19 protein-coding genes are annotated in these 20,020 nt (G+C 72.7%); 6 read left to right on the forward strand and 13 right to left on the reverse strand.

Annotated elements, in window-relative coordinates; genetic code table 11:
- Positions 1 to 61: 61 nt before the first annotated feature.
- Positions 62 to 1,486 carry a type I glutamate--ammonia ligase gene (gene glnA / locus ACFVZH_RS03290; RefSeq protein WP_384892384.1) on the reverse strand — a complete coding sequence of 475 codons (1,425 nt, stop codon included), beginning with the start codon at positions 1,484 to 1,486 and terminating at the stop codon, positions 62 to 64.
- A gap of 232 nt (positions 1,487 to 1,718) precedes the next feature.
- Between glnA and ACFVZH_RS03295 the strand changes: the two genes are divergently transcribed.
- Positions 1,719 to 2,186 (forward strand): RDD family protein, encoded by a 468-nt coding sequence (locus ACFVZH_RS03295; protein WP_384892387.1) that lies wholly within the window; start codon positions 1,719 to 1,721, stop codon positions 2,184 to 2,186.
- A 74-nt stretch (positions 2,187 to 2,260) separates the two neighbouring features.
- Here the strand turns inward: ACFVZH_RS03295 and ACFVZH_RS03300 are convergent, their stop codons facing one another.
- The 4 genes from ACFVZH_RS03300 to lipB form a co-directional block, all read right to left on the reverse strand.
- Positions 2,261 to 2,965, reverse strand: a complete 705-nt coding sequence (locus tag ACFVZH_RS03300; protein ID WP_384892390.1) for a DUF4191 domain-containing protein — start codon at positions 2,963 to 2,965, stop codon at positions 2,261 to 2,263.
- 10 nt (positions 2,966 to 2,975) lie between these two features.
- A complete protein-coding gene (locus ACFVZH_RS03305) occupies positions 2,976 to 3,191 on the reverse strand; it encodes a hypothetical protein (RefSeq protein ID WP_384892393.1) in 216 nt (71 codons plus the stop codon).
- Between the two features lie 253 nt (positions 3,192 to 3,444).
- The gene (gene lipA, locus ACFVZH_RS03310; RefSeq protein ID WP_384892396.1) at positions 3,445 to 4,413 is read right to left on the reverse strand and encodes a lipoyl synthase; all 969 of its coding nucleotides are present in this window, start codon (positions 4,411 to 4,413) and stop codon (positions 3,445 to 3,447) included.
- Between the two features lie 125 nt (positions 4,414 to 4,538).
- Positions 4,539 to 5,348, reverse strand: a complete 810-nt coding sequence (gene lipB / locus ACFVZH_RS03315; RefSeq protein WP_384892399.1) for a lipoyl(octanoyl) transferase LipB — start codon at positions 5,346 to 5,348, stop codon at positions 4,539 to 4,541.
- 286 nt (positions 5,349 to 5,634) lie between these two features.
- On the opposite strand from lipB, the gene ACFVZH_RS03320 reads away from it, so the two are divergent.
- Positions 5,635 to 7,113, forward strand: coding sequence for a regulator (locus ACFVZH_RS03320; RefSeq protein WP_384892402.1), 1,479 nt, complete (start codon positions 5,635 to 5,637; stop codon positions 7,111 to 7,113).
- Between the two features lie 68 nt (positions 7,114 to 7,181).
- Here the strand turns inward: ACFVZH_RS03320 and ACFVZH_RS03325 are convergent, their stop codons facing one another.
- Positions 7,182 to 8,558 carry an NAD(P)/FAD-dependent oxidoreductase gene (locus ACFVZH_RS03325; protein WP_384892405.1) on the reverse strand — a complete coding sequence of 459 codons (1,377 nt, stop codon included), beginning with the start codon at positions 8,556 to 8,558 and terminating at the stop codon, positions 7,182 to 7,184.
- Between the two features lie 291 nt (positions 8,559 to 8,849).
- Positions 8,850 to 9,773 carry a TIGR01777 family oxidoreductase gene (locus ACFVZH_RS03330; RefSeq protein ID WP_384892408.1) on the reverse strand — a complete coding sequence of 308 codons (924 nt, stop codon included), beginning with the start codon at positions 9,771 to 9,773 and terminating at the stop codon, positions 8,850 to 8,852.
- A 39-nt stretch (positions 9,774 to 9,812) separates the two neighbouring features.
- On the opposite strand from ACFVZH_RS03330, the gene ACFVZH_RS03335 reads away from it, so the two are divergent.
- The gene (locus tag ACFVZH_RS03335; RefSeq protein WP_384892411.1) at positions 9,813 to 10,313 is read left to right on the forward strand and encodes a GNAT family N-acetyltransferase; all 501 of its coding nucleotides are present in this window, start codon (positions 9,813 to 9,815) and stop codon (positions 10,311 to 10,313) included.
- On the opposite strand, the gene ACFVZH_RS03340 is transcribed toward ACFVZH_RS03335, so the two are convergent.
- Positions 10,302 to 10,952: a TetR/AcrR family transcriptional regulator gene (locus tag ACFVZH_RS03340; RefSeq protein WP_384892414.1), complete on the reverse strand. Its 651-nt coding sequence runs from the start codon at positions 10,950 to 10,952 to the stop codon at positions 10,302 to 10,304. The two genes, ACFVZH_RS03335 and ACFVZH_RS03340, sit on opposite strands and share 12 nt — an antisense overlap.
- A 120-nt stretch (positions 10,953 to 11,072) precedes the next feature.
- Between ACFVZH_RS03340 and ACFVZH_RS03345 the strand changes: the two genes are divergently transcribed.
- Positions 11,073 to 11,867: an SDR family NAD(P)-dependent oxidoreductase gene (locus ACFVZH_RS03345; protein WP_384892417.1), complete on the forward strand. Its 795-nt coding sequence runs from the start codon at positions 11,073 to 11,075 to the stop codon at positions 11,865 to 11,867.
- Between the two features lie 42 nt (positions 11,868 to 11,909).
- On the opposite strand, the gene ACFVZH_RS03350 is transcribed toward ACFVZH_RS03345, so the two are convergent.
- On the reverse strand, positions 11,910 to 12,431 hold the full coding sequence (locus ACFVZH_RS03350; RefSeq protein ID WP_384892923.1) for a DUF4240 domain-containing protein: 522 nt from the start codon (positions 12,429 to 12,431) through the stop codon (positions 11,910 to 11,912).
- A 99-nt stretch (positions 12,432 to 12,530) separates the two neighbouring features.
- Here ACFVZH_RS03350 and ACFVZH_RS03355 point away from each other — a divergent pair, with 99 nt between their 5' ends.
- Complete coding sequence (locus ACFVZH_RS03355) at positions 12,531 to 13,451, forward strand: SDR family oxidoreductase (RefSeq protein ID WP_384892420.1); 921 nt, start codon at positions 12,531 to 12,533, stop codon at positions 13,449 to 13,451.
- On the opposite strand, the gene ACFVZH_RS03360 is transcribed toward ACFVZH_RS03355, so the two are convergent.
- The gene (locus ACFVZH_RS03360) at positions 13,442 to 14,389 is read right to left on the reverse strand and encodes a zinc-binding dehydrogenase (RefSeq protein ID WP_384892423.1); all 948 of its coding nucleotides are present in this window, start codon (positions 14,387 to 14,389) and stop codon (positions 13,442 to 13,444) included. The two genes, ACFVZH_RS03355 and ACFVZH_RS03360, sit on opposite strands and share 10 nt — an antisense overlap.
- Positions 14,390 to 14,490: 101 nt before the next feature.
- Here ACFVZH_RS03360 and ACFVZH_RS03365 point away from each other — a divergent pair, with 101 nt between their 5' ends.
- Complete coding sequence (locus ACFVZH_RS03365) at positions 14,491 to 15,132, forward strand: TetR family transcriptional regulator (protein WP_384892426.1); 642 nt, start codon at positions 14,491 to 14,493, stop codon at positions 15,130 to 15,132.
- Positions 15,133 to 15,147: 15 nt separating this feature from the next.
- Here the strand turns inward: ACFVZH_RS03365 and ACFVZH_RS03370 are convergent, their stop codons facing one another.
- From ACFVZH_RS03370 to ACFVZH_RS03380, 3 genes are all read right to left on the reverse strand, one after another.
- Positions 15,148 to 16,110 carry a helix-turn-helix transcriptional regulator gene (locus tag ACFVZH_RS03370; protein ID WP_384892429.1) on the reverse strand — a complete coding sequence of 321 codons (963 nt, stop codon included), beginning with the start codon at positions 16,108 to 16,110 and terminating at the stop codon, positions 15,148 to 15,150.
- Between the two features lie 53 nt (positions 16,111 to 16,163).
- Positions 16,164 to 18,869, reverse strand: a complete 2,706-nt coding sequence (aceE, locus tag ACFVZH_RS03375; protein WP_384892431.1) for a pyruvate dehydrogenase (acetyl-transferring), homodimeric type — start codon at positions 18,867 to 18,869, stop codon at positions 16,164 to 16,166.
- Between the two features lie 404 nt (positions 18,870 to 19,273).
- Complete coding sequence (locus tag ACFVZH_RS03380; protein ID WP_384892434.1) at positions 19,274 to 19,897, reverse strand: GntR family transcriptional regulator; 624 nt, start codon at positions 19,895 to 19,897, stop codon at positions 19,274 to 19,276.
- Between the last annotated feature and the right edge of the window lie 123 nt (positions 19,898 to 20,020).

Here is a 20,020-nt window from a genome sequence, read left to right on the forward strand (position 1 = left end):
TCCATGACCGAAGGGCCCCGCCGCTCTCCGTGGAGAGTGACGGGGCCCTTCGGCGTGGTTCCTAGAGGTCGAAGTAGAGCTCGAACTCGTGGGGGTGGGGGCGCAGCTGGATCGGGGCGATCTCGTGGGTGCGCTTGTAGTCGATCCAGGTCTCGATGAGGTCGGAGGTGAAGACGCCGCCGGCCTGGAGGTACTCGTTGTCGTCCTCGAGGGCGTGGAGGACGGCTTCGAGGTTGGTCGGGACCTGCTGGACGTTGGCGTGCTCCTCGGGAGCGAGCTCGTACAGGTCCTTGTCGATCGGCTCGGCCGGCTCGATCTTGTTCTTGATGCCGTCGAGGCCCGCGAGGAGCAGGGCGGAGAAGGCGAGGTACGGGTTCGAGGACGGGTCCGGCGCGCGGAACTCGACGCGCTTGGCCTTCGGGTTCGAGCCCGTGATCGGGATGCGCATGGCGGCGGAGCGGTTGCGCTGCGAGTACACCATGTTGACCGGGGCCTCGAAGCCCGGGACCAGGCGGTGGTACGAGTTCACCGTCGGGTTGGTGAAGGCGAGCAGCGACGGGGCGTGCTTGAGGATGCCGCCGATGTAGTAGCGGGCGGTGTCCGAGAGGCCCGCGTAGCCGGTCTCGTCGTAGAACAGCGGCTGGCCGCCGGTCCACAGCGACTGGTGGACGTGCATGCCCGAGCCGTTGTCGCCGAAGATCGGCTTCGGCATGAAGGTCGCGGTCTTGTTGTTGCGCCAGGCGACGTTCTTCACGATGTACTTGAAGAGCATCAGGTCGTCGGCCGCGGCGAGCAGCGTGTTGAACTTGTAGTTGATCTCGGCCTGGCCGGCGGTGCCGACCTCGTGGTGCTGGCGCTCGACCTGGAGGCCGACGTTCTCCAGCTCCAGGGAGATCTCGGAGCGCAGGTCGGCGAAGTGGTCGACCGGCGGGGCCGGGAAGTAGCCGCCCTTGTAGCGGACCTTGTAGCCGCGGTTGTTCTCCTCCGAACCGGTGTTCCAGGCGCCGGCCTCGGAGTCGATGTGGTAGAAGCCCTGGTTCGCCGAGGTCTCGAAGCGGACCGAGTCGAAGACGTAGAACTCCGCCTCGGGGCCGAAGTACGCGGTGTCGGCGATGCCGGTGGAGGCGAGGTACGCCTCGGCCTTCTTCGCGATGTTGCGCGGGTCACGGCTGTACTGCTCGCCCGTGATCGGGTCGTGGATGAAGAAGTTGATGTTCAGCGTCTTGTCGCGACGGAAGGGGTCCACGCGCGCCGTCGACAGGTCGGCGCGGAGCGCCATGTCGGACTCGTGGATCGCCTGGAAGCCGCGGATCGACGAGCCGTCGAAGGCGAGCTCCTCCGCCGGGTCGAAGGCCGTCGCCGGGATCGTGAAGTGCTGCATCACGCCCGGGAGGTCGCAGAAACGGACGTCGACCATCTTGACGTCGTTGTCCTTGATGAACTTCTGGACCTCGTCGGCGTTCTGGAACCCGTGCTTCTCGGACATCCAACTCCTCCTACTCCCGGCCCGGGGAGGGGCGGGGTTGCAGCTCGGTCGTGCGGCCAGTGCGGTGGCACACGCTGGACCCGACCATAGGCAGACGGGATTTCTCAAGCGTGACCCAATTGTTTCGTCGAAGTTAACCGGGGTGGGTGCGATCGCGCGCGCCGAGCCCGCCCCGACGACGTACTCCCACCCGGGCCGAACTGATCAAAAACGGGCACAGTACCGTGGTCGGGTGGACAACAGGCAAGCACTCGGATCTTGGCTCTCCGGCCCCCGCGCGGCGGCCGAGGACGCAGGCGTCGACTTCGGTTACCGCGGCGAGCAGCTGGGGCTGCCCGAGGAGGGCCCCGGTTCGATCGCCCGCCCCGGACGGCGGCTCGGCGCGCTCGCCGTGGACTGGGCCCTCTGCATGCTGATCGCATACGGCCTCGTCACCGACGGCTATGACCAGGCGACGGGCAACTGGGCCCTCGGCATCCTCCTCGTCCTGAGCGTGCTGACGGTCGGCACCGTCGGCTCGACGCCCGGCAAGCGCCTCTTCGGCCTGCGGGTCGTCTCCGTGAACGGCGGCCGGCTGGGCCTCGGGCGGGTGGCGGTGCGCTCCGTGCTCGTCTGCCTCGCCCTCCCGGCCCTCATCTGGGACCGCGACGGCCGCGGCCTCCACGACCGCCTCTCCGGCGCCGTCCAGGTCCGGATCTGAGCCCACCCCGTCCCCGTGCACGAGCAAGGCCCCGGACCGATTGGTCCGGGGCCTTGCTCGTCGGTTTCGTCGGGTCAGCGCATCTTCCCGCCGCGCGGCATCCGCATGCCCTTCGGCATCGGACCCTTGGGCAGCGGCATGTTGCTCATGAGGTCGCCCATCGCCCGCAGCCGGTCGTTGGCCGCGGTCACCTGCGGGCCACTGAGCACCCGAGGCAGCTTGAGCATGGTCGTACGGACCTTCTTCAGCGGCACCTGTCCCTCGCCGTCGCCGACGATGATGTCGGTGACCGGCACGTCCACCACGACGCGGCTCATGCGCTTCTTCTCGGCCGCGAGCAGCGTCTTGACCCGGTTCGGGTTGCCCTCGGCCACCAGCACGATGCCGGCCCGGCCGACCGCGCGGTGCACGACGTCCTGGCTGCGGTTCATCGCGACCGCGGGGGTGGTGGTCCAGCCGCGTCCGACGTTCTGCAGCACCGCCGCGGCAGCGCCCGGCTGGCCCTCCATCTGTGCGAAGGCCGCGCGCTCGGCGCGCCGCCCGAACACGATGGCGGCCGCCAGGAGCGCCAGGACGAAGCCCAGGATGCCCAGGTAGACCGGGTGCCCGATCAGGAAGCCGATCGCGAGGAGGGCACCGAGTACGACGATGCCCACGCCTGCGACGACAAGTCCGACCTTAGGGTCGGCCTTTCGGGTCATCTTGTACGTGAGGGCGATCTGCTTGAGCCGCCCCTGGTTCGCAGCGTCAGCGCTGCCCGTGTTTGCCTTCCTCGCCATGTCCTGAAGTTTACGTGGCCCGGGAGGTCCGGCCCGACGCGGCCTCCATCACATGCTGGGCCTCGACCCGGTCCTTGGCGCGGCGGCGGTCCTCGAGGACGGAGTTCCAGGCGTTGCGCCGTGCGGTGCGCTGTCCTGCGCCGAGGAGCAGTGCCTCCACGGCCTTCAGGGCGTCGGTGACGGACGGGATCGCGGTGACGCGGACGTGCGTCGATGCGGCCTGCATGTCGGGGTCCTCCCTCGATTGCGGGTGAGACGAGGCGGGGGGTGTGAGCGGGTGGTGGCGGTGAGTGAAACCAGGCTCACAGATCGGTGTTACCAGGGCGTGACCCGGTGGTCAAACACTGATGAAACGTTGGTGCGCCGGGTCGGGCGGGCGGGAAACGCCGGTGCGGCCCGTACGCCCCCGCTGAACTGCGGGGCCGTACGGGCCGCACCGGATCCGGCCACTACTGACCGGTAACTACTTGTGCTCGGATTCACACAGCCTGAGTGGCGTTGTCGACGGCGCCGCGCTTCTCGATCGCCTGCTGGAACAGACGGCCCGCGCGGTACGAGGAACGGACCAGCGGGCCCGACATCACACCGGAGAAACCGATCTCGTCGGCCTCCTCCTTCAGCTCCACGAACTCCTGCGGCTTCACCCAGCGCTCGACGGGGTGGTGCCGGACGGAGGGGCGCAGGTACTGGGTGATGGTGATGAGCTCGCAGCCCGCGTCGTGCAGCTGCTGAAGCGCCTCGCTGATCTCCTCACGGGTCTCGCCCATGCCGAGGATCAGGTTCGACTTCGTGACCAGACCGTAGTCGCGCGCCTGCGTGATGACGTCCAGCGAACGCTCGTAACGGAAACCGGGACGGATCCGCTTGAAGATCCGCGGCACCGTCTCCACGTTGTGCGCGAAGACCTCGGGGCGGGAGGCGAAGACCTCCGCCAGGAGCTCCGGCACCGCGTTGAAGTCGGGGGCGAGCAGCTCGACCTTGGTCCGGCCGTCGGCGCGGTCCGCCGTCTGCTGGTGGATCTGGCGCACGGTCTCCGCGTACAGCCAGGCGCCGCCGTCCTCCAGGTCGTCGCGCGCGACGCCCGTGATGGTGGCGTAGTTCAGGTCCATCGTGACGACCGACTCGCCCACGCGGCGCGGCTCGTCACGGTCCAGCGCCTCGGGCTTGCCCGTGTCGATCTGGCAGAAGTCGCAGCGCCGGGTGCACTGGTCACCGCCGATGAGGAAGGTGGCCTCGCGGTCCTCCCAGCACTCGAAGATGTTGGGACAGCCCGCCTCCTGGCAGACCGTGTGCAGGCCCTCGCTCTTCACGAGGCTCTGCATCTTCGTGTACTCCGGACCCATCTTCGCGCGGGTCTTGATCCACTCGGGCTTGCGCTCGATGGGGGTCTGGGCGTTCCGGACCTCCAGGCGCAGCATCTTGCGTCCGTCGGGGGCGACTGCGGACACATCGGCTCCTGTAGCTTCGATTCTTCGGCGCACACCAGGGTACGCCGTTGCTTCCCATGCCTTACTACGTCTGGCCAACCTCTGGCCAGCGCCCTGCATTCCTCAGGACGTCCCTCGGGGCGACCTCAGGCCGAGGCCGGTTCCATCGGGCGGTCGATCTCGCGCGGCTTCGGCTCCGCCTGCTCCAGGACCTCCCGCAGGTGGCGCTCCACGACCGGGAGCACCTCCTCGATCACGAGGTCCCGGCCCAGTTCGTTGGCGAGCGAGGTGACCCCCGCGTCGCGGATGCCGCACGGGATGATCCGGTCGAACCAGGCGTTGTCCGGGTTCACGTTCAGGGCGAAGCCGTGCATGGTCACGCCCTTGGCGACCCGGATGCCGATGGCGGCGAGCTTCCGGTCCTCCCGGCGCTGGCCGGCGTTGGACGGGGCGTACTCGGGGCCGTTCAGACGCGGGTCGAACTCCTCGTCGTGCAGTCGCGGGTCGAAGTCGAGGGACAGACCGCCCGGCGACGGCCGCTGCTCGACCGGGTCGCCGAGGACCCACACCCCGCTGCGCCCCTCGACCCGCGAGGTGGCCACACCGAACTCGGCGGCCGTGCGGATCAGGGCGTCCTCCAGGCGGCGGACGTGCGCGACGACGTCCACCGGGCGGGGCAGCTTCATGATCGGGTAGCCGACGAGCTGGCCGGGGCCGTGCCAGGTGATCTTGCCGCCGCGGTCCACGTCCACCACCGGCGTCCCGTCCAGCGGGCGCTCGTTCTCCGCGGTGCGCCGGCCGGCGGTGTAGACCGGCGGGTGCTCCAGGAGCAGACAGGTGTCGTCGATCTCGTCGGCGAACCGCGCGGCGTGCACCTCGCGCTGCTTGTCCCAGGCCACCTGGTACTCGACGGCTTCCGCGCCGAACCCAAGGCGGACGAATCGCAGCTCACTCACGGCCATGCCTCCTCCTGGGTGCCGGGACCGGGGCCGGGGATCATCCCGGGCCGGAGCGGCACCATGCGTCATTCGCGCCCATGCCACTGTACGGCGGCGAAGGGGACGCCCCTCCGGCAGGTGACCGGGGGCGCCTACGTCAGCGATGCCGTCAATCCTCACACGATCGGATGAATGTGGGGCGAAGGTGGCGGTACGGGCCGTGGAGACCGCTAAATTCACGCCGTTCCATGAGGGTCCGACGGGGCTGCCGCCGGGACCCGGAAGGCAGGAGACCGCACAGCTGATGACGGAACGACCACCGCAGCGCATCCCGAACCGCCAGCTCGCCGCGCTCATCGCCGAAGCCGGGTTCTCCAACGCGGGTCTCGCCAGACGGGTCGACCAGCTAGGTCTCGAACACGGGCTCGATCTGCGGTACGACAAGACCTCCGTGACCCGCTGGCTCCGCGGCCAGCAGCCGCGCGGCACCACTCCCGCCCTCATCGCCGAGGTCTTCACCCGCCGCCTCGGCCGCCGGCTCTCCGCCCAGGACCTCGGCCTCGACGCCTGCGCGCCGGTCTACGCGGGCCTGGAGTTCGCCGCCACCCCCGAGGAGGCCGTCGACATCGTCAGCGGCCTGTGGCGCAAGGACTCCGGCAGCCACGCCGAACTCCGCAAGATCGCCTTCACCCCGGCGGGCCTCGTCGTCCCCAGCCGCGACTGGCTGATCGGCCGCGCCGACGACCGGGTCGCACGCGGCGAGCCCGCCCCCGCCACGTCCCGGCCCTCCGTCCCCGGGGCGTCCCCGCACGACCCCCGGGTCCCGCCCCAGGGCCGCTTCTCCGTACCCCGCCAGCGCGGTACGGACCGGGGGCCCGGCCAGCGGGTGTCCAGCGGCGACATCGCCGCCCTGCGCTCCGTCGGCGAGCTCTTCCGCACCCTCGACCACGCCTACGGCGGCGGCCACGCCCGCCAGGCGCTCGTCCGCTACCTGGAACACGAGGCCGAGCCCATGCTGCGCGGCACCTACGGGGAGTCCGTCGGCCGCCGCCTCTTCGCCGCCGCCGCCGACCTCACCCGGCTCGCCGGCTGGACCTCCTACGACATCGCCGCCCACGGCCTCGCCCAGCGGTACTTCGTCCAGGCACTGCGCCTCGCCCAGGCCGCCGGGGACCGGGCCTACGGCTCGTACGTGCTCCTCACCATGAGCTGCCAGGCCGTCTACCTCGGCCACGGCCGCGAGGCCGTCCAGCTCGCCCGGGTCGCCCAGCAGGGCGTCGGCCCCGCCGCGCCGCCCGTCGTCCAGGCGATGCTGCACGCCATCGAGGCCCGCGGGCACGCCGTCCTCGGCGAGGCCCGCGCGTGCAGCGCCTCCCTCGTCCGGGCCGAACGGGCCCTCGAAGCCGCCCGGCCCGGCGACGAGGTGCCCTACTGGGCCCGGATGTTCGACGAGGCCCAGCTCGCCGACGAACTCGGCCACTGCCACCGCGACCTCCAGCAGTACCGCCCCGCCGCCCAGCACGCCGAACGCGCCCTCCAGCTCCGGGCCCCCGGCTTCGCCCGCAGCCGCCTCTTCTGCCGGGTCGTCCTCGCCACCTCGCGCCTCGCCCTCGGCGAACTCGACCAAGCCTGCGCGCTCGGCGCCGAGGCCGCCCAGCAAGCCTCCGAGATGCGGTCCGCCCGCGCCGTCGAATACGTCCGCGACTTCGAGCGCCGCCTGGAGCCCTACCGCGACGCCGCCGCCGCCCGCACCTACCGGGACCGCGTGGCCGCCATCGGCTGACGCAGCCCCGCCGCGCGGGCGATCGTCCCGCCCCGGCGGAACAGCCGCCCGCCACGGGGGGCGGCGGGTCAGGCCGCTTCCTCGGCGGCGGTGGACTCCAGGGGGAGGCGGATGCCCAGGTCGGCCAGGACGGCGGCGGCGGCGCGGTGGGCGGAGGCGACGGCGCCGTGGACGGTGCCGGTGGCGCGGTGGTCGCCGCAGACGTAGAGGCCGGCGAGGAGGCGGACGGAGCGGCGGGTGTCGTGCGGAGGCGGCATCGCGGGGACGGCGTCGGGGGTGTGGCGGAGGGCGAGGAGCTCCCACTCGTCGGTCGACGTGCCGTACAGCGTGGCGAGGTGTTTGCGGACGCGCCGCTCGGTGTCGTCCGGGGGCGTGCCGAGCACCGTCGAGGTGATGAGGGCCCGGCCGGCCGGGGCGCGGCTCGGGTCGACGGCGCTCATCACGGCGGTGTGGGCGACGGGCCCGCCAGGGTCGGACTCCAGGAGCAGCGTCGGGTCCCCGGTGGGGGCCGCCGGCGCGGTGTGGTGGAGGACCGTGACCGGGTGGAAGGCGGGCGTCCGCAGGCCGGGCAGCAGCTCGGCGGCCGACCGCGCGCCGGTCGCGAGGAGCATCGAGCGGCAGCCGAACACGCCGTGCTCGGCCGTCGTGACCCGCGAGACGGACGCCTCCGTGACCCGGACGCCGGTCCGGACCGTGCCCGGCGGCAGCAGGGCGGCGAGCCGCTCGGGGAGCGCCGCCGACCCGCCTTCGGGTACGGACAGCCTGCCCCGGGCGAAGGCGCGGAGCGCGAGGTCCGCCTGGCGGCTCGACGTGCCGAGGTCAGGGTCGGCGAGAAGCGCCGCGAGCAGGGGCCGCAGGACGCCCTGGACGGTCCGGGCGGGCAGCCGGGCGGTCAGGGCCTCGCGGGCGGTCCGCTCGGGGCGGGCCAGCAGTCGCTGCGTCGGGGTCGCGGCGAGCCGGACGAGGGACGCGCCGAGCCGCGCCTGGTCGAGCGAGGCGGTCGGATGACGGGGGGCGCTCGCGAGGGCGCGCGCCACGCTGAACGCTCCCCCCACGCTCCGGTGGCCCCCGCCCCGTGGCCCGCCGGCGGTCCGCCGCGGGTGCGGCGCGCCCCAGCGCGCGTACCGGCCGTCGGTGTGGACGAGCACCCCCGGGCCGAACGGGCGCAGCGCGAGGCCGTCGAGCCCCGGTACGGCCCGCAGCTCCTCGTGCGACAGGGTGAGCAGCGGTCCCACCCGGTCGAGCAGGAAGCCGTCGACGGCGTCGGTCGCCATCCGGCCCCCGATCCGCGGCTCCGCCTCCAGGACGGCGACGGACAGTCCGGCGCCGGTCAGCCGGTGGGCGGCCGCGAGCCCCGCGATCCCGGCTCCCACGATCACGACGTCGACGGTCTCCACGACGTCCGTACGCTGTGCGTTCCTTGCGCTGTCTGCGCTGCTGAGCACGTGCCCCTCCCCAGGTCGGCGCGGCCGGTGGGATGCCTATGCCCCCAACAAGCCTCCGGAATGCCCGAGTTCGCCGTTCGTGTCGAGCCTAGGCAGCGCTCCCACAGGTGCCAGCCGCGCGTACCGGGGTGCGTGCGGCACGGGGGAGCGCAGAGGCGCCGAGGTGCGGCCGCACGGACGCGTTCCGACATCCGGCCCCGCACCGTCGCATCGCCCCGAGGCACGGCAGCGGGCCGAATCGCCGGGCCGAATCGCCGGGCCGAACTGCCGGGGCGAACCCCGCGCGGCCCGTCAGCGACCCGCCGCCGCCCTGATCGCGTCGTCGATGGTGGGGAAGGCGAAGTCGAAGCCGGATTCGAGGAGGCGGCCGGGGAGGACGCGTTGGCTGCCGAGGACGTCCTGGGCGAAGTCGCCGAGGACGAGCCTGAGGGCGGGGGCGGGCACGGTGAGGAGGGTGGGGCGGCGGAGGACGCGGCCCATGGCCGCGGTGACTTCGCGGTTGGTGACGGGGGAGGGGGCGGTGAGGTTGACGGGGCCGGAGAGGGAGGGGGTGTCGGCGAGGTGGCGGAGGGCGGCGACCTCGTCGTGGAGGGAGATGTGGGACCAGTACTGGCGACCGTCGCCCATGCGGCCGCCGAGTCCGGCGCGGAAGACGGGGAAGAGCCGTCCCCAGGCGCCGCCCTCGCGTGCGACGACGAGGCCGGTGCGGGCGTAGGTGACGCGGATGCCGGCCTGTTCGGCGGGGGCCGCCGCGGCCTCCCACGCGACGCAGACGGAGGGGAGGAAGCCGGTGCCGGCGGGGGCGCTCTCGTCGACGGCGCGGTCGCCGGTGTCGCCGTACCAGCCGAGCGCCGTGCCGCAGACGAGGGCCTCGGGGGGCTGGGCGAGCGAGGCGAGGGCCTCGGCGATGGCGCGGGTGCCGAGGACGCGGCTGTCGCGGATCTCCTGCTTGTACGCCTCGTTCCAGCGGCGTTCGCCGACGCCGGCGCCGGCCAGGTGGACGACGGTGTCGACGCCGACGAGACCGGCGGCGTCGACGTACAGCCGCTTGGGGTCCCATTCGACCTCGTCGGCGGCCTCGGCCGGGTGGCGGACGAGGCGGAGGACGTCGTGGCCGTCGGCGCGCAGGGAGCGGACGAGGGCCGAGCCGATGAGCCCGGAGGCGCCGGTGACGGCGACACGCTTGCGGGTGGCGGAACGCTGCATGGGGCCCATCCTGCCGCTTCCGGGCCGGCGGGTGGCACAGTGGCCGTCATGATCGTGCCGGAGACGCAGACACGGACCGCCGGACCGAACGACGAGGACGCCCTCGGCGCACTCGACCGGGCGGCCTGGTCGACCCTCCACGCGGTGGTGCCCGCCCCGGTGGAGCCGTACGCGCCCTTCTTCGACGACCGCCACCGGCCGGAGGACTATCTCGTCGCGGTGCGGGGGGACGTGCTCGTCGGCTACGTGCGGGTGGTGGCGCCGACCCCGCTCGCGGCCAACGCCCATGTCCGGCAGGTCCAGGGCCTGGTCGTCGCCGGCCCGGCCCGGGGTCAGGGTGTCGCCAGGGCGCTGCTGCGGGCCGCGATGGACCGGGCGCGGGAGGACGGCGCGGTCCGGATCACCTTGCGGGTGCTGGGCCACAACGCGCCCGCCCGCGCGCTCTACGCCGCCGAGGGGTTCGTCGTCGAGGGCGTGCTGCCGGGGGAGTTCCTGCTGGACGGGGCGTCTGTGGACGATGTCCTGATGGGGCGTTCGCTACTCGGCTGAGTCGCGCAACAGCCGCATGCCGCCCATCAGTTCGCGCAGGCAGTGGACGGCGAGCCCGGCGGGCGCGCCCTCGCCGCGCGCGGGGGCGTCCGTCTCGGCCCAGCTCTCCAGGGCGATCCGGATGGCGTCGGTGGCCGCCGCGGCGGCGAGCCGGATCTCCAGGGGGTCGGCCGCCGGTCCGGCGAGCCCGGCGAGGACCTCGCGGAGCCGTTCCTCGGACTCCTGGTTGACCCGGTACCAGACGGCCCGGAGGGCGGGGTCCTCGGCGGCGGCGCGCAGCAGGCCGCGGGTCCACCGCAGGCCCTCGGCGGCGGCCTCGTCCTCGGGGGTGAGCGACGCGGCGACGGAGCGTTCCAGGACCTGGGCGAGGCCGGTGCCCGTCGCCGGGCCGGCCGCCGTGAGCTGTTCCCGCCAGCGGTCGGCGCCGCCCGCGAGGAGCGGGGCCACGGCGTCCTGCTTGGAGCGGAAGTACCGGTAGAAGGTGCGCAGGGCGACCCCGGCCCGCTGGGCGATGTCCTCGGCCGTGGTGCCGTCGGGGCCGTGTGCGGTGAAGAGTTCGGCGGCGGCGCGGGCGATGTCCAGCTGGGTGGCGGCCTTGCGGCGCTCCGTCAGCGACGGGGAGGGGGGCTTGGTGCTCACCGTAGGAAGCGTACGCCCGCGCACGCCGGAAGTGCACGACGTGCAGATATGGCAAAATGTGCCATCCGGGCGTACGGTGGCAGCGTTCCACGGAAAGCTTGACTTCGAGAGGTTGCCGCCATGAACCATCTGACCCGTTACGAAGGACGCCGCGCCCTCATCACCGGCGGCGGCTCCGGCATCGGCCAGGCCACCGTCCTGCGGGTGCTCGCCGAGGGCGGCCGGGTCGTCGCCGCCGACATCAGCGAGGACGGCCTCAAGGACACCGTCGCCAAGGCCGGCGACGCCGCCGACCGCCTCACCACCGTCGTCCTGAACGTCGCCGACGAGGACTCCGTACGGGCCGGCGTCGCCGCCGCCGTCGAGGCGCTCGGCGGGCTGGACGTCCTGGTCAACGCGGCCGGCGTACTGCGCTCCTCGCACACCCACGAGACGAGCCTGGACTCCTTCGAGCAGGTGATCCGGATCAACCTCACCGGCACCTTCCTCGTGATCCGCGAGGCGATTCCCGCCCTCCTGGAGGGCAACGGCTCCGCCGTCGTGAACTTCTCCTCGACCTCCGCGATGTTCGCCCACCCCTACATGTCCGCCTACGCGGCCAGCAAGGGCGGCATCCAGTCCATGACGCACGCGCTCGCCGCCGAGTACGCCAGGCAGGGCATCCGCTTCACCGCCGTGCAGCCCGGCTCCATATCCTCGGGCATGACCGACGGCACCGGCGCCAGCCGTCAGAGCGTCGGCCCCGGCCTCCCCGAGGACGCCGACCTGTCCCTCTTCATGAAGCTCGCCCCCGCCCTCGGCCAGGGCTTCGCCGGCCCCGAGACCGTCGCCGGCGTCGTCGCGATGCTCGCCAGCGAGGACGGGAAGTTCATCACCGGCACCGAGGTCCGCATCGACGGCGGCACCCACTTCTGAGACACCGTCCGGATCCCGGGGCCGACCGCCCCGGGGTCCGCGCTACGCCGCCCCGAAGCGCGCCCACAGCCGGGGGAAGCGGGCCGCGAGCGCGTCGTCGTCCGCCAGGTCGAAGGGGGCGCCCAGCGGCTCCCCGCCCGGCACCGGGATGCCGAGGTCCGGGGTCTCGGCACCGGTGAGCGCCTCGTACGCCTCGTCCGCCGCGAAGCCGATCTCCTCGCCGTCCCCGTCGATCTCCACGTCGAAGTCGCCGAGCAGCTCGGCCAGCGCGTCCGGGTCGTGCACGGCCCCCTCGAACACCTCCCGGCCCTGGCCGATCAGCCAGCACCGGAACGAGTCGAAGGTCTCGTCGCCGGCCCCGTCGAACAGCACGGCCGCAGCGCCCCACAGCTCCCAGAGATACGCGCGGTTGAAGCGGGCCTCGAAATGGCGCGCGTAGTCGAGCACGGAGTCGGGGTCCAGCTTGGTCAGCCGTTCCACGAGCAGATCGGCCTGTTCCTCGGGGTCGCCCTCGGCTTCCCCGCGGCTGTCGTCGATGATCTCCCAGAACTCGGTCTCGTCCATCACGGGACCAGCATCCTGCCCCGGCGGGGGCGACGCACCCGGAAAGCCCGAATTCAATCCGGACAGAAGGTGTCGTACTTTCCTGGCAGCCTGGGCGCCATGACGACTGAACCAACACCTCTGCGGGGACGGATCTGCCTGGTCGCCGGGGCCACCCGGGGCGCCGGACGGGCCATCGCCGTCCAGCTCGGGGCCGCCGGAGCCACCGTCTACGCCACCGGCCGCACCACCCGCGACCGGGTCAGCGAGGTCGGCCGGAGCACCGAGACCATCGAGGAGACCGCCGAACTGGTGACGGCCGCCGGCGGCGAGGGCGTCGCCGTCCCCACCGACCACCTGGAACCCGGGCAGGTCCGCGCGCTCGTCGACCGGATCGACCGCGAGCGGGGACGGCTCGACGTCCTCGTCAACGACGTGTGGGGCGGCGAGCACCTCCTCGCCTTCGGTAAGAAGACCTGGGAGAACGACCTCGCGGGCGGTCTGAGGATGCTCGAACTCGGCGTGCGGACGCACGCCGTCACCTCCCACACCGCGCTGCCGCTGCTCGTCCGCCACCGGGGCGGGCTCGTCGTCGAGGTCACCGACGGCACCGCCGAGTACAACGGCACCCGCTTCCGCGAGAACCTCTTCTACGACCTCGCCAAGAACGCCCCCCTCCGGATGGCCTTCGGCCTCGGCAAGGAGCTGGAGGAGTACGGCGGCACCGCCGTCGCCCTCACCCCCGGCTGGCTCAGGTCCGAGCAGATGCTGACCGCCTTCGGCGTCTCCGAGGAGAACTGGCGCGACGCCCTCGCCGAGACCCCCGACTTCGCGATCTCCGAATCCCCGGTCTACGTGGGCCGGGCCGTGGCCGCCCTCGCCGCCGACCCCGACCGGCACCGCTGGAACGGCCGGTCGCTCTCCAGCGGACAGCTCGCGCGGGAGTACGGCTTCACCGACGCGGACGGCTCGCGGCCGGACGCCTGGGGCTTCATGATCGCCGGCGAGACGGGGAAGCCGGACGTGGCCGACTACCGGTAGGACCCGGATCGGGCGAGGTCCAGGACGGCCTTCCCGTGCAGCCGGCGGCCGAGCAGGGCCTCGACGGCCTCCCCGGCCCGGTCCCAGCCGGTGCGCAGGCTGATCCCCGGATCGAGCGCGCCGGCGGCCACCCGCCCGGCGAGCCAGGTCAGGTCCCGGGCGAGCCCGGTGCAGGACAGCAGGAAGAAGGTGGCGACCGTACGGCCGTGGCGTCCCTGGTCGCCGAAGAGCGCTCCGTACGGGAAGGTCTCGGCCTCGGCGGAGGCGTGGCCGACCGCGACGAGCGTGCCGCCCTCCGCCAGGGCGCCGAAGGCGTCGACGAGGGTCCGCCCGCCGACCAGGTCCACGACGCCGTCCACCGGCTGCCCGACCTCGGACGCCCCGGCCACCACCTCGTGCGCTCCGAGCGCGCGCAGGCCGTCGCCGTGCAGGTCCGGGCGGCCGGTGGCGGCGACGACATGAGCTCCGGCCTGCCGGGCGAGCTGCACGGCGTACCGCCCGACACCGCCCGTGGCGCCGGTGACGAGGACGCGCCTGCCGAGCAGGGGGCCGATCCGGTGCAGGGCGCGGAGCGCGCCGGCGCCCGCCACCGGGACGGTGCTGATCGCCCCAGGGTCGGCCCCCTCGGGCACCGTCCCGACGAGGCCGGTGTCCACGGCCCGGAACTCGGCCCAGGCGCCGGAGGGGCCGAGCGTCACGACCGGGGTGCCGGCGGCGGGGCCCGACCCGTCGGCCGCGGCGCGCTCCACGACCCCGGCGGCGTCCCAGCCGAGGACCGTGCCCTCCGGAGCGTCCTTCAGGGCGAACGCGACCTCACCGTGGTTGAGGGAGGTGGCGGTGACCCGCACGAGCGCCTGGTGGGGGGCGGGCTCGGGGTCGGGGGCGTGAGCGAGCCGGAGTCCGGCCGGTGCGGAGCGGTCGACGAGCAGAGCACGCATGGGTGCACCCTCCGAGGGGGAGCGGGGATGTGACCCCCTCTTTATGTCACTGAGTGGCATAAGCTTTCAAGTGGCAATCTCCCCTCGGCTACGCTGACGCCATGACGCACCCGGACGTGCTCCCGCTGCGCGAGCGCAAGAAGCTGCGGACGCGCCGGACACTGATCGACACGGCCCTGGAACTCTTCACCGAGCGCGGCTTCGGCGGAGTGACCCTCGACGAGCTCTGCGACACCGTGGAGGTCTCCAAGCGCACCTTCTTCCGGTACTTCGCCGGCAAGGAGGACGTGGCCATGGCGCCCACCCAGGACCTGTGGCTGGCCTTCCTCGACGACCTGGAGACCCGCGAGGCCGACGGACGCCCCGTGCCGGAGCTGCTGCGGGACTGCCTCCTCGCCGCGCTCGACGCCATGCCGGCGGAGGGCTGGGCCCACCGTGTCCTGCTCAGCCGCCGACTGGCGGAGCGGACCCCCTCGATGGACGCGCACGGCCTGCACTTCTGCCACGAGGCCAGCCGCACCGCGCTGGCCACCCTGCACCGCAGGTTCGACGTCGGCGCCCCGGGCGACCCGCGCCCCCGGCTGGCCGTGGACATGCTCATCGCGGCGTTCCACTGCGCGCTGGACACCTGGACGGCCCGCCCGGGCGCCCCCACGCGCGCTCAGCTCGCCGCCGACCTCGGCGAGGCGTGCGCCGCGCTGCCCGCGAGCCTCGCCCTGACCGCCGCCCCGCGCCCCGCCTGACCGGACGCCGGGGCATCAGGCGTACAGCGCGGCCAGCCCCCGCGCCGCCTCGCCGAACCGCTCGCGCAGGGAGACAGGGGACAGCACCTCGGCCTCCGGGCCGAGCGCGAGCAACTGGGAGAGGGCGACCTCCTCACTCTCCACCGGGAGCGTCGCGGTCACCCGGCCCTCCGCGTCCCGCGCCCCCGCCGCCAGCGCCTCCTCGGCCGCCGCGCGGTCCGTCACGTACGGCAGCCTGCGGGCACCCGCCTCGGAGAGCCGCACGACGACCTCGGCACGCAGGATCGAGCGGGCGAACTCGGCGGCGCGCTCGGCCCAGAAGGCCGGCAGGTCGAAGGTCTCGTCCCGGACGAAGCGCTCCTCGGTGAGGGCGACGGCCGTGAAGCGGTCCATCCGGTAGGTGCGGAACGCCGTGCCGGAACGCGCGCACAGGTACCAGACGCCGGCCTTCAGGACGAGGCCGTACGGGGCGAGGTCGCGCTCCACCTCGCGGTCGCCGCGCCGGTAGCGGGCGGCGAGCATCCGGTCCTCCCAGACGGCCTCCGCGACCGGCGGCAGCAACTCCGGGGTCTCCGGCTCCTGGTACCAGCCCGGGGCGTCGAGCAGGAAGCGCTGCGCCGCCGAGTCCGGGGCGTCGCGCAGCGAGGGAAGCAGCGCCGCGGAGACCTTCAGGCGGGCCGCCGAGGCCGCGTCCTCGAGCCCCATGTCCCGCAGCGCGCCCGGCAGTCCGGACAGGAACAGCGCCTCGGCCTCGCCGCGCGCCAGGCCCGTCAGACGCGTGCGGTAGCCGCCGACGAGCCGGTACCCACCGGATCTGCCCCGCTCCGCATACACCGGAACCCCCGCCTCCGAGAGGGCGAGGGCATCACGGGTGACGGTCCGCTCCGACACCTCCAGTTCCGCGGCCAGTTCGGCCGCCGTCATCGACGGACGGGACTGGAGCAGGAGGACCATCTTGATCAGCCGGGCGGCACGCATGAACCCATCATGCGTGCCCGCGCCGACAGCGGGGCCGCGTCGGCCCGGCCGGCCTACAGGCCGTAGCGCTCGCGCGCCTCCTTCACGGCCGTCGCACGGACCGCGCCGCGGCGGGCCAGCTGGGCGAGGGCGGCGACGACGATCGACTGGGCGTCGACGCCGAAGTGGCGGCGGGCCGCGTCACGGGTGTCCGAGAGGCCGAAGCCGTCGGCGCCCAGCGAGGACCAGTCCTGCTCGACCCACTGCGCGATCTGGTCGGGGACCTGGCGCATGTAGTCGGAGACCGCGAGGACCGGCGAGTCGACGTTCTCCAGCGCCTTGCGGAGGTACGGCACCCGCTCCTCGCCGCGCAGCAGCGCCGCGTCGGCCTCCAGGGCGTCGCGCCGCAGCTCCGTCCAGGAGGTCGCGGACCACACGTCGGCGGCCACGCCCCACTCGGCGGCGAGCAGCTTCTGCGCCTCCAGTGCCCAGTGGATGGCCGTACCGGAGGAGAGGAGCTGGATGCGCGAGGCGTTCGCCGGCACGTCGAGACCGGCGGACTCGGCGGTGTTGAAGCGGTAGAGGCCCTTGACGATGCCCTCGTCGATCCCGGCCGGCTTGGCCGGCTGCGGCATCGGCTCGTTGTAGACCGTGAGGTAGTAGAAGACGTTCTGGTCCTCGCCCTCGGCGGCCTCGCCGTACATCCGGCGCAGACCCTCCTTGACGATGGCCGCGACCTCGTAGGCGAACGCCGGGTCGTACGTCAGCGCCGCCGGGTTGGTGGCCGCGATCACCGGCGAGTGGCCGTCGGCGTGCTGGAGGCCCTCACCGGTCAGGGTGGTGCGTCCGGCGGTGGCGCCGACGAGGAAGCCGCGGCCGAGCTGGTCGCCGAGCTGCCACATCTGGTCGGCGGTCCGCTGCCAGCCGAACATCGAGTAGAAGATGTAGAAGGGGATCATCGCCTCACCGTGCGTGGAGTACGCGGTGGACGCGGCGATGAAGTCGGCCATCGAACCGGCCTCGGTGATCCCCTCGTTGAGGATCTGGCCGTTCTTGGCTTCCTTGTAGTACATCAGCTGGTCGCGGTCGACCGGCTCGTACGTCTGGCCCTTCGGCGAGTAGATGCCGAGCGACGGGAAGAGCGACTCCATACCGAAGGTACGGGCCTCGTCCGGGACGATCGGGACCCAGCGCTTGCCGGTCTCCTTGTCGCGGACCAGGTCCTTGACGAGGCGGACGAACGCCATCGTCGTGGCCATCGACTGCGAGCCGGAGCCCTTGTCGAAGGCGGCGAACGACTTGTCGGCCGGGGCCGGCAGCGGCGCGAGCGCGTGGGTGCGGCGGGCCGGGGCCGGACCGCCGAGGGCCGCGCGGCGCTCCTGGAGGTAGCGGACCTCGGGGGCGTCGGCGCCGGGGTGGCCGTAGGGCACCTGGCCGTCGACGAACTGCGCGTCCGAGATCGGGAGCTCGAGAAGGTCCCGCATGTTCTTGAACTCGTCGGTCGTCAGCTTCTTCATCTGGTGGTTCGCGTTCTTCGACGCGAAGCCCTCACCGAGGGTGAAGCCCTTGACGGTCTGCGCGAGGATGACCGTCGGCGCACCCTTGAACTCCACGGCGGCCTTGTACGCGGCGTACACCTTGCGGGGCTCGTGGCCACCGCGGGAGAGGTGGAAGCACTCCAGGATCTTGTCGTCGCTCAGCAGCTGAGCCATCGCGACGAGCGCCGGGTCCTTGCCGAAGAAGTCCTGGCGGATGTAGGCGGCGTCGCGGGTCTGGTACGTCTGGACCTGCGCGTCCGGCACCTCGCGGAGGCGGCGGACGAGGGCGCCGGTGGTGTCGAGCGCGAACAGCTCGTCCCAGGCGTTGCCCCACAGCGACTTCACGACGTTCCAGCCGGCGCCGCGGAACTGGGCCTCCAGCTCCTGCACGATCTTGAAGTTGGCGCGGACCGGGCCGTCGAGGCGCTGCAGGTTGCAGTTGATGACGAAGGTCAGGTTGTCCAGGCCCTCGCGGGCGGCGAGCGCGAGCGCCGCCGTCGCCTCGGGCTCGTCCATCTCGCCGTCGCCGAGGAACGCCCACACGTGGGACGCGGAGACGTCCTTGATGGAGCGGTTCGTCAGGTAGCGGTTGAAGCGCGCCTGGTAGATCGCGGAGAGCGGGCCGAGACCCATGGAGACGGTGGGGAACTCCCACAGCCAGGGCAGCCGGCGCGGGTGCGGGTAGGAGGGCAGGCCGTCGCCGCCGGACTCCTGGCGGAACTTGTCGAGGTGCGCCTCGGAGAGGCGGCCGTCGAGGAAGGCGCGGGCGTAGATGCCGGGGGAGGCGTGGCCCTGGATGAAGAGCTGGTCGCCGGAACCGTCGGCTTCCTTGCCCTGGAAGAAGTGGTTGAAGCCGGTCTCGTAGAGCCAGGCCGCGGAGGCGAAGGTGGCGATGTGGCCGCCGACGCCGTACTTGGAGCCGCGGGTGACCATCGCGGCCGCGTTCCAGCGGTTCCACGCGGTGATCTTCCGCTCCATCTCCTCGTCGCCGCCGGAGGCGCCGATGGACGGCTCCGCGGAGGTCGGGATGGTGTTGACGTAATCGGTCTCCAACAGCTTGGGCAGGGCGAGGCCCGCGCCTTCGGCGTGCTGGAGCGTGCGGCGCATCAGGTAGGCGGCCCGGTGGGGGCCGGCGGCCTTGGTGACGGCGTCGAGGGAGGCCGCCCATTCGGCGGTCTCCTCGGTGTCACGGTCCGGGAGCTGGTCGAGCTCACTCGGAATCTTGCCTACGGGATCGGTCATGATCGCCGCCTTCCGGACAGGTGGGGTGGAGATGGGGGCCATGTCTGGCAGGACAGGGCGAAGGGCCGGGTGGGCCCGCCGAAGACTGTAAACCGGCGATCGATGATCGATCAAAGGGTTGAAGGGGAAAACCTCTTCAGATCGAGAAAGTCGGCACAGGGTGCCAGGGAAGAGGGCACCCGGTGCCTCGTTTTCGGGCCGTTTGCGCAGGTGGGACCGGCTGTCTGAGGGGGTGCTCGCACGAATGAGCGGGCCCGCCGGAAAGCGGACCCGCTCACTGTGCGTAAAGTCATGCGCCAGGCTGCGCGCGAAACGGGGCGCCGATCGGGGCGCGAAACGGTGCTCGAATCGCGGCGCGGACCTGTGCTCGAATCGCGGCGCGGAACCGTGCGCCAAGCCGTGGGTCAGGCCCTCGGCGCGCAGCCCAGGACGTGCGCCTTCACCAGGGCGCCGATGTTCGGATCGCCCCGGCGGAACGCCTCCACCAGCTCCTGATGCTCCTCCGCGTACGACTTCTGGACCGTCCCCAGCCAGCGGATCGACAGGGCCGTGAAGACCTCGATGCCCAGCGTCTCCCAGGTGTGCAGCAGCACGGCGTTCCCCGCCGCCTTCACCAACTCCCGGTGGAAGGCCACCGTGTGCCGCACCTGCGCCGTCCCGTCGGACGTCGCGTCCGCCTCGTACAGCGCCGAGACGTGCGGCTCCAGGGCCGAGCAGTCCGTCGCGAGCCGCGCCGCCGCCAGCTCGGCCGCGATCTGCTCCAGACCGGCCCGGACGGGGTAGCTCTCCTCCAGGTCCGCGGCGGTGAGATTGCGGACCCGCACGCCCTTGTTGGGCGCCGACTCGATCAGCCGCAGCGACTCCAGCTCACGCAGCGCCTCGCGGACCGGGGTCTGACTGACCTCCAGCTCGGTCGCGATCCGGCGCTCCACGATCCGCTCGCCCGGCTTCCAGCGGCCGCTGACGATCCCCTCCACGATGTGCTCGCGGATCTGTTCGCGCAGCGAGTGGACGACGGGGACGGTCATGAAGGCTCCTCGGGGAGTGTTGACCCTTAGACAATACGGCGGCGGCCCCCCCCCCGAAACCAGCAAGACCCGGGGGCCGCACGGGATGGACGGTGACTATTAAAAACGCGGACTGCCCCCCAC

This window comes from Streptomyces sp. NPDC059534 (assembly GCF_042743475.1).
Lineage (GTDB): Bacteria > Actinomycetota > Actinomycetes > Streptomycetales > Streptomycetaceae > Streptomyces.